12 protein-coding genes, 1 pseudogene and 1 other annotated feature are annotated in these 13,624 nt (G+C 26.7%); of the genes and pseudogenes, 6 read left to right on the top strand and 7 right to left on the bottom strand.

Annotated elements, in window-relative coordinates; translation table 11 throughout:
* The coding region (locus VLM92_RS12585) for a hypothetical protein (protein WP_331681769.1) at positions 1-548 on the bottom strand (548 nt) is incomplete at its 3' end.
* Between the two features lie 239 nt (positions 549-787).
* Here VLM92_RS12585 and VLM92_RS12580 point away from each other — a divergent pair.
* Positions 788-1,726, top strand: a complete 939-nt coding sequence (locus VLM92_RS12580) for a TIGR01212 family radical SAM protein (protein WP_325276680.1) — start codon at positions 788-790, stop codon at positions 1,724-1,726.
* Positions 1,727-1,896: 170 nt separating this feature from the next.
* Here the strand turns inward: VLM92_RS12580 and VLM92_RS12575 are convergent, their stop codons facing one another.
* Positions 1,897-2,463 (bottom strand): DJ-1 family glyoxalase III, encoded by a 567-nt coding sequence (locus VLM92_RS12575; RefSeq protein WP_325276679.1) that lies wholly within the window; start codon positions 2,461-2,463, stop codon positions 1,897-1,899.
* A 223-nt stretch (positions 2,464-2,686) separates the two neighbouring features.
* Here VLM92_RS12575 and VLM92_RS12570 point away from each other — a divergent pair, with 223 nt between their 5' ends.
* Positions 2,687-3,274 carry a zinc dependent phospholipase C family protein gene (locus VLM92_RS12570; RefSeq protein ID WP_325276678.1) on the top strand — a complete coding sequence of 196 codons (588 nt, stop codon included), beginning with the start codon at positions 2,687-2,689 and terminating at the stop codon, positions 3,272-3,274.
* 8 nt (positions 3,275-3,282) lie between these two features.
* On the opposite strand, the gene VLM92_RS12565 is transcribed toward VLM92_RS12570, so the two are convergent.
* Positions 3,283-4,065, bottom strand: a complete 783-nt coding sequence (locus VLM92_RS12565; RefSeq protein WP_325276677.1) for an HAD family hydrolase — start codon at positions 4,063-4,065, stop codon at positions 3,283-3,285.
* A gap of 77 nt (positions 4,066-4,142) precedes the next feature.
* On the bottom strand, positions 4,143-4,694 hold the full coding sequence (locus VLM92_RS12560) for a nicotinamide-nucleotide amidohydrolase family protein (RefSeq protein ID WP_331681767.1): 552 nt from the start codon (positions 4,692-4,694) through the stop codon (positions 4,143-4,145).
* Between the two features lie 211 nt (positions 4,695-4,905).
* On the opposite strand from VLM92_RS12560, the gene VLM92_RS12555 reads away from it, so the two are divergent.
* From VLM92_RS12555 to VLM92_RS12545, 3 genes are all read left to right on the top strand, one after another.
* Positions 4,906-5,802 carry a D-alanine--D-alanine ligase gene (locus VLM92_RS12555; RefSeq protein WP_325276676.1) on the top strand — a complete coding sequence of 299 codons (897 nt, stop codon included), beginning with the start codon at positions 4,906-4,908 and terminating at the stop codon, positions 5,800-5,802.
* 17 nt (positions 5,803-5,819) lie between these two features.
* A complete protein-coding gene (locus VLM92_RS12550) occupies positions 5,820-7,286 on the top strand; it encodes a PLP-dependent aminotransferase family protein (protein ID WP_331681766.1) in 1,467 nt (488 codons plus the stop codon).
* Between the two features lie 227 nt (positions 7,287-7,513).
* On the top strand, positions 7,514-9,427 hold the full coding sequence (locus tag VLM92_RS12545; protein WP_325276675.1) for an ABC-F family ATP-binding cassette domain-containing protein: 1,914 nt from the start codon (positions 7,514-7,516) through the stop codon (positions 9,425-9,427).
* A gap of 147 nt (positions 9,428-9,574) precedes the next feature.
* Here VLM92_RS12545 and VLM92_RS12540 read toward each other — a convergent pair whose 3' ends face one another.
* Positions 9,575-10,387 (bottom strand): hypothetical protein, encoded by an 813-nt coding sequence (locus VLM92_RS12540; RefSeq protein WP_325276674.1) that lies wholly within the window; start codon positions 10,385-10,387, stop codon positions 9,575-9,577.
* A 312-nt stretch (positions 10,388-10,699) separates the two neighbouring features.
* Positions 10,700-10,919 (top strand) — a binding site (T-box leader).
* A 140-nt stretch (positions 10,920-11,059) separates the two neighbouring features.
* Here VLM92_RS12540 and VLM92_RS12535 point away from each other — a divergent pair.
* Entirely contained in the window at positions 11,060-12,439 is a 1,380-nt protein-coding gene (locus VLM92_RS12535) for a YjiH family protein (RefSeq protein WP_325276673.1), read from the top strand.
* Between the two features lie 219 nt (positions 12,440-12,658).
* Here the strand turns inward: VLM92_RS12535 and VLM92_RS12530 are convergent, their stop codons facing one another.
* Positions 12,659-13,249, bottom strand: a complete 591-nt coding sequence (locus VLM92_RS12530; protein WP_325276672.1) for a DUF3867 domain-containing protein — start codon at positions 13,247-13,249, stop codon at positions 12,659-12,661.
* 58 nt (positions 13,250-13,307) lie between these two features.
* Positions 13,308-13,624, bottom strand: a pseudogene (locus tag VLM92_RS12525) (LD-carboxypeptidase); the annotation flags it as partial.

The raw sequence follows: 13,624 nt of genomic DNA, 5'->3' as shown, positions 1-13,624 counted from the left end.
AATATATTTTTGTCTTTATTATGGGTAAAAATTTTGTCTGCTAATTTATCTTCATTATAGTCTAAGACTATATCTTTAATTTGTAAATCATAAGATTTTCCATTAGCATCTATCGTTACTGTCTTTTCATTTATTTTATTTTTGAATTTATCTATTCTTTTATTTAATTCATTTTTATTTAAACCCGCTACATCTTCTCCATAGATAGATATACCTGGATACACGACACTATCATATTTAGATATATTCGCATTAATAATTATAGATAATAAGATTATTACTCCTATTATAGTCCCTATTATAATTTTTCTTTTTTTATTCTTGGTGTGACCATATTCAGTATAACTATCTTCAATTTCCGATTCTTTTTCATTGTCATTACTATTTGAATTATATTTTATTATTTCATCTTTGTTATCTTCTAAATTTTCTTTAGCTTCCTCACTACTTTCTTCTTCAATCTCCTGATTTTCTTTTATCTCTTTTTCATCTGTTATATTTGAATCATTATTTTCTTCATTCTTCCCATTAAAATTATCTTTATCCATAGTTTTACTCCCCCCTTGAATTGCTTTAGTTAGTACATTGTATTAAAGCATTAAAATATATATTCAGTAAAATATATAACAGTATTGTAAATATATTTTTTAAGTTCAAACTGATTATTTATAAATTCACTACTTATATTTAATAAATTTTTTTATAGATATATGTAATTTGTATATATATTTTTTTTATGGTAATATAAATTAATGTATATAATACTAATTAGAAAAAGGTGATACTATTGACAAAATTTAAATATGCTTTTGATAATAAAAGATATCATACATGGAATTACTATCTTAGAAATACATTTGGTGAAAAGGTGTTTAAAGTATCTATAAACGCTGGTTTTACTTGCCCCAATATAGATGGAAAAATAAGTTCTGGTGGATGTACCTACTGTAGCAAAGATGGTTCTGGTGATTTCGCTGGAAATCCTAAGGATAATCTTATTAAACAATTTGATGATATAACACAAATGATGCACAAAAAATGGTCATCTGCAAAATATATAGGTTACTTCCAAGCCTTTACTAATACCTATGCTCCTTTACATGTTTTAAAGGAAAAGTATGAAACTATATTAGGACTTGATAATGTTATTGGACTTTCAATATCAACAAGGCCTGATTGTTTGCCTAATGATGTAGTTGACTACTTAGGGGAACTTAATGAAAGAACTAATCTATGGGTGGAATTAGGATTACAAACTATTCATGATAAAACATCTAAACTTATAAATAGAGGTCATGATTATCAAGAGTTTGTTAAAGGTGTTGAAAAATTAAAAGCTAAGAATATAAAAGTAATAGTTCATATAATAAACGGTCTCCCTGGAGAAGATTATGATATGATGATGGAAACTGCAAAGTCTGTTGCTAATATGGGTGTTGACGGTATAAAAATTCATTTACTTCATGTTATAAAAGATACTCCAATGGAAAAAATGTTGGAAAAAGATATGATGACTTTAATGACTCAAGATGAATATATAAACTTAGTTTGTGATCAGCTTGAAATTCTTCCTGAGACTATGATTGTCCATAGATTAACTGGCGATGGTAAAAGAGATGAATTAGTTGGTCCTTTATGGAGCTTAAAAAAATGGGAAGTTTTAAATGCTATAGATGACGAGTTAAAAAGACGTAATTCTTATCAAGGTTTAAAATTTAATAAATAATAAGTGCATTTAAGTTCTTATTTATCAATCCCCCATTATAGTACGATATATATTATAATGGGGGATTATTTGAATTAACTGTACATTTATAGAATTTATATATTATAAATCTCATTTATATATATATTATTATAATTTCCTTGGAAATATATTTTTATATTTAATTAACTTTATATTCTAGATATTTTATTATAAAAATTAACCATCATACCTTCTTTTATATCCTTAGCTTCTTCTTCATAACCTAGAGCTTTCACAAGTTCTATACTAAATTCTATAGCAGTTGCAGGTCCCCTACTTGTTATTATGTTCTCATCTCTTACAACTACATCCTCTATATAAGTCACACTTTCTCTATTTTTTATAAAACCTGGATATGATGTGCATTTTTTACCCTTAAGCACTCCAAATTCTTCTAAAGTTTCTGGTGCTGCACATATAGCTGCCACTATCTTTTTATCTTCATTTAATTCTTCAACAAAAGACTTTACTCTTTTATCTTTTAAATTTGTAGCCCCTGGCAATCCTCCTGGTAGTACTATTGCATCATATTCTTTAGCATTGATATCGTCTATACAACAATCTGCTTTTATCAAAATATTATGAGTGCCTTTTACATATTCTTTATTTATTGAACACATATCACATATTATATTAGCCCTTCTTAATACATCAACAACTGATATAGCTTCGATTTCTTCAAATCCTTCTGCTAACATTACTAATACCTTCTTCATATACATTCCTCCTCTGTGTTTTTAGCTTTACTATTTCTTTTAACATTATTTACATATTGTAAATAGAATAATTTCTTGATAATATTAAATAAATTTATGCATTTAATCACTATATTATTTTTTAAAATTAATCATATATGCATTCTGGGTGATTTCACTTTTTTATATGATAAATTATTTAATAACAACTTATTAATTAAAATTAATTTTACGAGGTGTAAATATGCTAATGAGTACCCATTTTTTAATTGCTAACTCAATACTTGAAAATATAGACAATAACAAATCTTTTTTCATTAGTGAGAAAAACTTTATTTACGGAAATATAAAACCTGATATATCTTCTAAATATGTTTTTCTAAAGCATTATCGCACTGAATCTTTAGGTTTGATTACATTTAAAGTAAATTATTTATGTAATCTTAACTTAGATAGTTTATCTAAATACTTTTCTTTAAGTAAATTTAATCAAGAGCTTGGTGTTATATGCCATTTTTTATGTGATTTCTTTTGTGTTCCTCATAGTCAACGTTGGGAATTTAAACACAGTATGAAAAAACATATGCTCTATGAAAGAGAATTATCTGCTATTGCTAAAGAATTAAATTTATCAAAATTCAAAGGAGATGTTATAACTCATAATTCCTTTGAAGATTTTTTCCATGCTTTATATGAAGAATATATAAATAAATCAGATTATAAAAATGACTTATTATTTTCTTCTTATGCTTGTAACAGTGTTGTAAATTATATTCTCGACTGTATATTAGAAAACACTGTAAGTGCTCATAATATAGCTCACTGTGTTTAGGTGTTGATTTACTCAACACCATTTATTTTTTCTATAATTTCTATTGCTTGCGCTACATTTTTTACAACATAATTTGCACTTTCCTTTACACTTTCTCTAGATTCATCCATTGCAAAGCTGTATTTAAGTCCTTGTAACATATTTATATCATTGGGAGAATTTCCTATAGTTGCAATTTCCTCTTCATTAATATCTAAAACATTACATATATATTCTATAGATTTTCTCTTTGATACACCTTTAGGAACTATATTTATTGTATGTTCAGATGTAAAATATATATCTAAAACCTCATCAAATTCTCTTTTTAAATATAGTTCTATTCTATATAGCTCATCTTCATTATTAGAAACTATGCCTATATTTCCAACTAAATTATCAAAACTACCTTGGTTTATAAACTTAGGGTCTATTATATAATCATTTGTATATTTTTTTAAAGTATGTATATCCTCTAACAATACAATTTTTCCATCATACTTAAAATATATATGCGCTTTACTTGACTCGAATCTATCAATAACTTTTTTTACTAAGTCATCATCTATAGTTCCTTTATAAATCATTTGGTGATTCTTATCATGTATAAATGAACCATTTTCGCAGATGTAATATCCATTAATGTACAAGCTGTCTTTTGTCATACTATAAGCTTGTTTAAAAATTCTTCCTGTAGCTATATTAAACGTTACACCCTTTTTTTCTATATTTTCAATAGCAGCTATATCTTTTTTATTTATTCCATTGTGATACAATGTTCCATCTAAGTCACAAAATATATGCTTTATCATATAAAACCTCCTAAAAATAACTTTAATGTTTTTACTTTACTAAGCTTCTACTGTTTTTAGTCTTAATGAATATATTTTTATAATTCTAATAATTTTAATCTTAATTCATTAAGTAGGTTTTTAGTTGTCTTTAATCTTATTTCTTGTCTATTTCCATTGAATAAGAACTTTTTGACAGTTGTCTCACCATTTATATGAATCCCAACATAAACAAGCCCTACTGGCTTTTCATCACTCCCACCTTGTGGGCCTGCTATTCCTGTTGTTGATAATCCTACATTAGTTTTAAAGTTTTTCGCTATGCCTTCTGCCATTTCTTTAGCAGTTTCCTTACTAACTGCACCATATTTATCTAGAGTTTCTTTTTTAACACCAAGCCTACTTATTTTAGATTCATTAGAATATGTTACACATCCTTCCATAAATACTGATGATATGCCTGGATAATTTATAAGATGCGCACTTACTAGACCTCCTGTACATGATTCTGATACAGATATTGTCATGCTTTTATCTACAAGTATTTTTGCAACTTTTTCTTCTATTGAAGTTTCTCCTTCTCCATAAACAAATTGTTCTACTCTATCTTTAATTTTTTCAAATGTTGGTTTTATTAAATCTTCTTTCATATTTACCACCCCTCTGTATATAATTTTAAACTATTTATATTAAATTAATGTAATAAATTTCTAAATTTTATCAATTTTTGTTTACTAAAAACCACTAATACCTAAAACTTAATCTATAGTGGTACTTTCAAGTATTGTATATAAAACATATACTTTAAATATAAATAATAAATGACATAAATAAACTTAATTAAAATTAGGAGTGATATATATGAAAATAGCTGTTATAATGGGTGGAATATCATCTGAAAGAGAAGTTTCTTTAAATTCAGGAAGAGAAGTTTATAATAACCTTAATAGAGATAAATATGAGGTTGTAAAAATAATATTAGATGAAAAAATGGATATATTTACAAAACTTACTAGCGATATAGATTTCGCATTCCTAGCTCTTCATGGTAAATTTGGTGAAGACGGCTGTATACAATCAATACTAGAAGCTATGGATATACCGTACTCCGGTTGTGGTCCTCTTACAAGCGCATTATGTATGGATAAAAATATGACAAAAAAAATATTAAGAGATTCAAATTTACCTACTGCACCTTGGGTAGTTGTAAAATCTGTTGAGGAAATAAACTATGATAAGATTGAAGAATTTGGTTATCCTGTATTTATAAAGCCAAACTGTGGTGGCTCTAGTGTTGCAACATTTTTTGTTCACTCTAAAGATGAAGTTTTAAATGCTGTACAAAAGGGACTTGAAGTTGATGAATGTGTAATGATTGAAAAATATATACCAGGTGGTGAATATACATCATTTGTACTAAACGGAGAAGTGTTTCCTACTGTATCTATAAAAGCTAATTCAGAGTTTTTTGATTATGAATCTAAATATAGTACAAATGGAGCAATTGAAGAAGTTGTATTTTTAGAAGATAATTTACAAAATCAAATAAATAACATTTCTAAAACTTGTTGGAATATTTTTAATTGCAAAGCATACGTAAGAGTTGATATTATAATAAGTAATGGTATTCCTTATGTACTTGAACTTAATACTCTTCCTGGAATGACTCAAACTAGCTTAATTCCTAGAAGTGCAAAATCTAGAGGAATAGAATTTAGTGAGTTATTAGATAAAATAATAAAATACTCTCTAAATTAAATATTTATAGAGGTGATATGTTGTTATTTTCCAACTTAAAATTAAATGATACTGAACCAATTTATATACAAATTAAAAATCATATTAGTGATATGATAAATAAAGGGCTAATCCCAAATAATAGTAAGCTCCCTTCTACAAGGGAGCTTAGCCAGATTTTTAATGTAAGTAGAAACTCTGTTATTCTAGCTTATGAAGAATTAAAATCTGAAGGAGTAATCTACTCTATTTCTGGAAAAGGCACTTTTGCAAACTCTCAAAATACCATTTTAAACAACGCTTGGAGTATTAATTGGGATAATCTTGAAAATGACTATTCTAAAATAGCAAATAAAATGGATATTGTTAAAAGTGAAATACCTTGGAAATCTGACTTGATATCTTTTAAAAGTATTTCTCCTAATGGTGAACTTTTTGATATGGAGGAATTAAAGAAATCTTTTTTAAATAGAATATCTCTGGAAGGTCATAAAATATTAAACTACGGATATGCAAAGGGTTATAGACCTCTTATAAATTATCTTCTTGGCTATATGAATACAAAAGGTGTTGATACCTCTAATAAGGATATTTTAATTACTAACGGTTTTACAGAGGGTTTAGATATACTTTTATCTTCCTTTGTAGAAAAAGGAGATTATATAATATGCGAGAATCCTACGCATAATACAGCTATAAAAATATTTAAAGCTCTTGGTCTTAATATTATCAGCGTTAATATAAATAAGGATGGCCTTGATTTCAAAATGCTTAAAAATAAGCTAAATAATTTTAATAATAAAAAAGATACTAAAATTAAATTTGCTTATATAACTCCTTCATACCATAATCCAACTGGAGTAGTAATGAGCCCTGAAAATAGATATGAATTTTATAATTTAATGAAAAAAAATAATATAGCTATAATTGAAGATGGATTTAATGAAGAACTTCTTTACTCTAGCTCTCACATATTTCCTATTTGCTCTTTAGATAATTTAAGCAATGGGGTTATATACATAGGAAGTTTTTCAAAAATACTATTTCCTGGAATGAGAATTGGCTGGGTCTTTGGAGATAAAAGTATTATTTCTAAATTAGAAAGTGTTAAACGTTGTAAAAATATACATGTTTCTTTTTTAGATCAAGGTATCTTATATGATTATCTTAGTAATGGTGGTTTTGAAAAATATGTAAAAAAAATACGTAAATTTTATGGCGATAAGTTTAACTTTGCTTATGAATGTGTAAAAAAATACATACCTACTGAATATATCCTTGGTGATGGTGGTTTACATATTTTTCTTAAGCTAAAAAATATAGACTCTAGAATATTATTGTCTAAGTGTTATGAAAAAGGAGTTATTTTTATGCCTGGAGATATATTTTATATTGACGGTAGAGGGTATGATACTTTAAGGCTTGGTTTTTCTAGACTATCTTTTGAAGATATTGAAAAAGGTATAAAAATAATTGGTGATACTATCCCAGATTTAGTTCAATAAATTTAAATTTTTAAATATTATTAGTGTAGTTTATTGTTATGAGTTATAATATATATAGTTTTTAATTATAAATTTAGAACAAGATATTCTGTATTTAAAAACTGAAACAAATATCTCTCACCAAGAATCAAGTGAAAAGAAACTGAAGTTGATGAGATTATTTTCAAAATCTTGACTATTAATATTTTTAAAAATAGACTAAATAATTTAGAAATATAGGTGATATTATGAATTTAATGACTTTAGAAAATATATGTAAAAGTTATTCAGAAAAAAAATTATTAGAAAATATTTCTCTTGGTATTAACGAAGGAGAAAAAATAGGTATTATCGGTGTCAATGGTACTGGTAAATCAACTTTACTTAAAATTATAGCTGGTGCTGAAGTAGCTGATAGTGGTACTATCACTAAAGCTAATAGAGTTAGGGTTGAATATCTTCCTCAAAATCCTGCTTATAACGAAGATTTTACTGTTTTAGAACAAGTATTTAAAGGTACTTCTGAGGAAATGAAATTACTATTAGAATATCAAGAAACCCTTGATAAAATTAATACTAATTTTAGTGATGCTTTAAATACTAAATTAATTTCTTTACAAGAAAAAATTGATACTCTTAATCTTTGGGATTTAGAAAGTGAAGCTAAAATGGTTTTAACAAAACTTGGTTTAACTGATTTTAATCAAAAAATCAAAGAATTATCTGGTGGTCAAAGAAAAAGAGTTTCACTTGCTTCAGCTCTTATTACTCCTTGTGAATTATTAATATTAGATGAGCCCACAAACCACTTAGATAATGATACTATTGATTACTTAGAAGAATACCTTAATAATAGACGTGGTTCACTACTTATGATAACTCACGATAGATATTTCTTAGACAGAGTTTCTAATAGAATAATAGAGTTAGATAAAGGTAGATTGTTTAGCTATGACGGTAACTACTCTGTTTTCTTAGAAAAGAAAATAGAAAGGTTAGCTCTTGAATCTAGTATAGAAGAAAAACGTCAAAACCTAATAAGAACAGAGCTTGCGTGGGTAAAACGTGGTGCCAAAGCCCGTACTACAAAACAAAAAGCTAGACTTCAAAGATTTGATGAATTAACAGGTCAAGATAGTTTTGCTCCTGATGAAAAAATGGATATATCAGTTGGTTCTACTAGACTAGGAAATAAAATTATAGAAATTCACAATATTTCTAAATCTTTTGATAATAAAATTTTAATAGATAACTTAGAGTACACATTAGCTCGTACAGATAGAATAGGTATAATTGGTAAAAATGGTATAGGTAAATCTACCCTTATAAACATATTAAATGGACAACTTTCTGTTGATAGTGGCCATATAGAAATAGGTGAAACTGTTAAAATTGGGTGTTTCAATCAAGATGATTCTCATATGCATCACGAAATGAGAGCTATTGACTATGTGAAAGAAGGTAGTGACTACATAGAAACTGCTGACGGAACTAAAATATCAGCATCTCAAATGTGTGAAAGGTTTTTATTTAACTCTACTATGCAATATACTTTAATTGGTAAATTATCTGGTGGAGAAAGACGTAGATTGCATTTATTAAGAACTCTTATGACTGCCCCTAACGTACTTTTACTTGACGAGCCTACAAATGATTTAGATATTGAAACATTAAATAGACTTGAGGATTATTTGGACGAATTTAAAGGTGTTGTTATAACAGTGTCACATGATAGATATTTCTTAGATAGAATTTGTAACAAAATTTTTGCCTATGAAGGAATGGGGAAAATTCATATATATACTGGTAACTATAGCGATTACTTAATTTATAGAGAAATTCAAGGTATAGAGTTTGAAGAAGCTCAAAAGCTAAAAGAAGAAGCTCCTTCGCCTAAAAAAGAAAAACCTAAGAATGAAAGAAAACTTAAATTCACTTATAATGAGCAAAGAGAATTTGATACTATAGACAACGATATTGAAAAACTCGAACAAAAAATAGAAAACCTTGAAGCTAGTACTTCTAAATTTGCTACTGACTTTGTAAAATTGCAAGAAGTTCTTAACGAAAAGGCTGAAGCTGAAAAAGAGCTTGAGCATAAATATGAGAGATGGGAATATTTAAATAATTTAGCTGAGGAAATTGCTAATTATAAAAACTAATAATTTTTTAATAATTGAAATATGTAATTTATTTATAAAAAATACCTACTAAATTAATTAATTTAGTAGGTATTTTTATGAATTTTTAGATTTTACTTAAATATTTTATAGTTTGAATCAATTAAATCATAACCATTTACTAGCGCTCTATTTATCAACTATATCAAAACTATATATAATATGATCAATTATCTCTTCATATATAGGTTCAAGATATTTATCTACAATAACTCTAACATCATATACTCCTCGTTTTCCTTTAGCTATAAATATATAATTACAAGTTCCATCAATACCTTCTCCACATATAAGTTTTCCATCACAGTGTCCATTATTAAAATCAACAGATTCTATGCATCCCATATTATTTGCAACTCTATCAAGGGATACGCATCCAGTCATATTCTCAGGTATCTCTATTAAAAATACTTGCATCTTTATATTAAAAATAACATCTCCATTAAAATTATCTATTGCTATAGCATCAAAGCAAGCTTTATTTTTCGATTCTAACTCGATCCAATCTATTGGCATATCTATATTAAATCCTAAGTCACTGTTTTTATTTTTAAACTTCGTATCTAATTTTTTGTTTAATTTGCCTTGTTCTTTATATCTCATTTCCCTTAAAAGAGACCCCGCTTTTTTGAATCCATGCTTATATGATTCTAATAAGTATTTTTTAGCCTTTTCATTATTTTGTTTCGTTCCTAATCCTTCTTTTAATAATCTACCCAATTCATACTGCGCTTGAGAATTATTATTTTGAGAACACTTTTCTAAAAAAAACATAGCATCTTCATATTTTTCTTCTTCTAACAAGTCCATTCCTGTTTCAAAATCACTTAACATATTTCCCTGACTTTCTAGTGCTTTTTTTATTATTTCTTTTTGGTGTTCTATCTCCCTTTCTCTTTTTTGATCATTAAACATTTCTCTAAATATTTCATTAATAGCCATTAATCGTTCCCCCTATGTTAAACTTTTATGTCTTACTTTATTTTATCTTTTTTATTAATTAATGTTACCTTCTTTATCTTACGATGTTGTATTTCTTTATACTTTTAGCTCTTTCTTTCATCCTTAATTTATATTAAAATTTAAACATTTTCAGTGATAAATATAATATTTTTTTAATTTCCATGTAATACTTATTTAATTCATTAAAATTCAAAATATTTATCGTAGTTTTACATTTAATAATTTTTTTTTATATAAAAAGTTGACTTTTTTTAAAAATTACTTTAACATTATATAAAACAACTCAAAATTATACATTCAGTGATGAAGAGAGTAAGTTAAATGAATTTTATAGAGAGCCAAGGACGGTGGAAGCTTGGCATTGAAATTTATCTGAAGAGAACTTCTAAGAATATTACCTGAAACTAAGTACGGTAATAGGTTATCTCGCCTTAAGAGAATTTGAGTGGATAAGTAACATTAAATGTTCTTATCAACGAGAGTGGTAACGCGGAAATTTTTCGTCTCTTGGTCTTTACAGACCAGGGGACTTTTTTAATTTAAGGAATTAAAAATTCCTATTTTTTGATAAAACTATTTCATTTACCGGTAAATAATATAACTAGTTATTATCAATCTAAAAGATTATTTTATATTTGGAGGATTAAAACTATGGAAAAAAATCTATCATATTCTACCCAGTCGAGCAATTATCGACTATTAAAATTTTTAATACCATCACTATTTGGGTTACTTTTATTCATAATACCACTACCTTATGGAGCTATGATTCCATTAGAAGGTTTATCTCCTGTAAACATAGGAATTGGCTTCTTAGCTGAACTTATAAAAATAACTTCAGCTGATTATATTATTTATATAGCATTTATAGTTATAGTATTATCAGCTATATTGTCTATATTAAGTAAATTTATACATATAAAAAATGAGTTTTTAAACAGCGTTTTAAATGTTTCACCATTTTGGTTAATATGTAGAATACTAGGTGCAATATTCATATCTATGACTGTATTTGGATTTGGGCCAGAAGTTATAAAATCTGAAATAACAGGTCAAACCATGTTAGGCATTTTACCTAGTTTACTTACAATATTCTTAGTATCAGGATTTTTACTACCTTTAGTTGTAGATTTTGGTCTTATGGATTTATTTGGAACACTAGTATCTAAATCTATGTATAAATTATTTAAGGTTCCTGGTCGTTCTGCTGTAGATGCTATATCTTCTTGGCTAGGAGATGGAACTCTTGGCATAATGATTACGAGTACTCAGTATACGCAAGGTTTTTATACAGCTAAAGAAGCTTCTATTATATCAGTTTGTTTCTCATTAGTATCTTTACCTTTTTCAACTGTTATAGCTGACCAATTAGGCTTTATGCCTTTATTCGTTCCTTTCTATGGAACAGTTTGTCTAGCATCATTAGCTTGTGCATTAATTATGCCTCGTATATATCCTTTAAAAGGATTTAAAGATACTACTTTTAATAATGTACAGCATTTAAAAGAAGAACTAGTTCCAGAAGGAGAAAGTATATTCAAATTCAGTTTCAATAAAGCATTAGATAGAGCAGAAACTGCTCCATCATTAAAAAATATGCTTATAAATGGTTGTAAAACTGTTATAGATATGTACTTAGGTCTTTTGCCTTTGGTTATGGCTTGGGGAACTCTAGCATTAATGGTTGCAGAGTTTACACCATTTTTTAACCTTATATCTCTACCAATAGTTTATATACTTGAATTTTTAAAAATACCAGATGCTTCCGCTGCTGCACCTGCTATACTCGTTGGTTTTGCTGATATGTTCTTACCATCAATAATGGTGTCAGGAGAAGGTATAAGTCAAATCACTCAATTTATAATAGGGGCTTTATCTATAACTCAGTTAATATACTTAACAGAAACTGGAGCTGTTATATTAAAGTCTGATATACCTCTTAATTTAAAAGATTTATTTGTAATCTTCTTAACACGTACTATAATAGCCCTACCAATTATAACTATTATAGCAAAACTTATTTTTATATAAAATAAATTCAATATAATGTATCAATTTTACATTATAAAACATAATATATATAAGGGACTGTATTCGACCTTCGCGGATAACTAAGTCCTCTCAAAATACTACTTTTAAAATTATTTAAGAGTAGTATTTTTTATTTTTTTGACTTTAATAAAGTATATACACTTATATTTTAAGACTTAAAAAGCTTCTGTAATATATTTACCCGAAGCTTTTTGAGTCTTAATAATCGTATTCACTGTAGTTCTCACATAAAACTACTCTTATCTTTTTATTAAACATATTTTTATATCCTAATAAAAATTCATTCAGTTCTGCGTCCATTAAACTTATCTTTTTATTGCTATAAAGCATAACCTTTTCTTGATCTATTACTATTTCAATATCATTAATATCATTTTTAACAAATGTAGTTATACAGCTTTTTGGTTGTATTTTATGTCCATATTTTTCATAGAATCCTGCACTATTTTTAATTGATTCTATTTTTTCATTAGTCATATTATTAATATCAATATTCCCAAATCCTGCACTTGATGAATCTATTCCAAAGTTTTTAAGTTGCCTTTCCACTTCTTCAGAATCCATACCATATCTCTCCATAAACTTTTTTTGTATATTCATGAATTTTTCTTGAGATATTTTATTTTCCTGCATATAATCAAATATTTTTCTTGAAAATTCAGCCATTGTTAAGCTCCCATCCATAACAGAAAAATATAAATTATATATATATTGCTCAAATTTATCTACGTCAGAATCTTTGACCTTGTTTTTTAAATCATTAAAATCTATTATTCTATCATCAGACATATATATTCCTCCTAGCTAAAGTTTTTCTTGTATATGATTATAACATATTTATAATAAGTTACCTTATAAATTTAACTTTTTGATTGTTAGCATCTATACTACAATGTACTCCTAATGGCAGTGTCAACATCGGCATACAATGTCCTGATTGTAAATTATATATTGACGGTTTTTTAACCTTCTCTGATATTTCTTTTAATAAATCAATTATTTCATTACCCTCATTATTGAATTTCATACAATCATTAAAATCTCCATATATTATTCCATTACAATCATTAAATTTATCTGCATGATATAAATGCATAAGCATTCTATCTAGTTTATATCTATCTTCTCCAATTTCTTCAATAAATAATATTTTATTTTTTGTAT

The organism is Romboutsia sp., from assembly GCF_035470145.1.
Lineage (GTDB): Bacteria > Bacillota > Clostridia > Peptostreptococcales > Peptostreptococcaceae > Romboutsia_D.
Note: the sequence above shows the minus strand (reverse complement) of the source record. Positions and strands in the feature narration are given on the sequence as shown.

Excerpts from the sequence above, each read along its gene's own strand:
- VLM92_RS12575 (WP_325276679.1), bottom strand. The coding sequence starts at position 2,463 with ATGAAGAAGGTATTAGTAATGTTAGCAGAAGGATTTGAAGAAATCGAA.
- VLM92_RS12570 (WP_325276678.1), top strand. The coding sequence starts at position 2,687 with ATGCTAATGAGTACCCATTTTTTAATTGCTAACTCAATACTTGAAAAT.
- VLM92_RS12565 (WP_325276677.1), bottom strand. The coding sequence starts at position 4,065 with ATGATAAAGCATATATTTTGTGACTTAGATGGAACATTGTATCACAAT.
- VLM92_RS12560 (WP_331681767.1), bottom strand. The coding sequence starts at position 4,694 with ATGAAAGAAGATTTAATAAAACCAACATTTGAAAAAATTAAAGATAGA.
- VLM92_RS12555 (WP_325276676.1), top strand. The coding sequence starts at position 4,906 with ATGAAAATAGCTGTTATAATGGGTGGAATATCATCTGAAAGAGAAGTT.
- VLM92_RS12550 (WP_331681766.1), top strand. The coding sequence starts at position 5,820 with ATGTTGTTATTTTCCAACTTAAAATTAAATGATACTGAACCAATTTAT.
- VLM92_RS12545 (WP_325276675.1), top strand. The coding sequence starts at position 7,514 with ATGAATTTAATGACTTTAGAAAATATATGTAAAAGTTATTCAGAAAAA.
- VLM92_RS12540 (WP_325276674.1), bottom strand. The coding sequence starts at position 10,387 with ATGGCTATTAATGAAATATTTAGAGAAATGTTTAATGATCAAAAAAGA.
- VLM92_RS12535 (WP_325276673.1), top strand. The coding sequence starts at position 11,060 with ATGGAAAAAAATCTATCATATTCTACCCAGTCGAGCAATTATCGACTA.
- VLM92_RS12530 (WP_325276672.1), bottom strand. The coding sequence starts at position 13,249 with ATGTCTGATGATAGAATAATAGATTTTAATGATTTAAAAAACAAGGTC.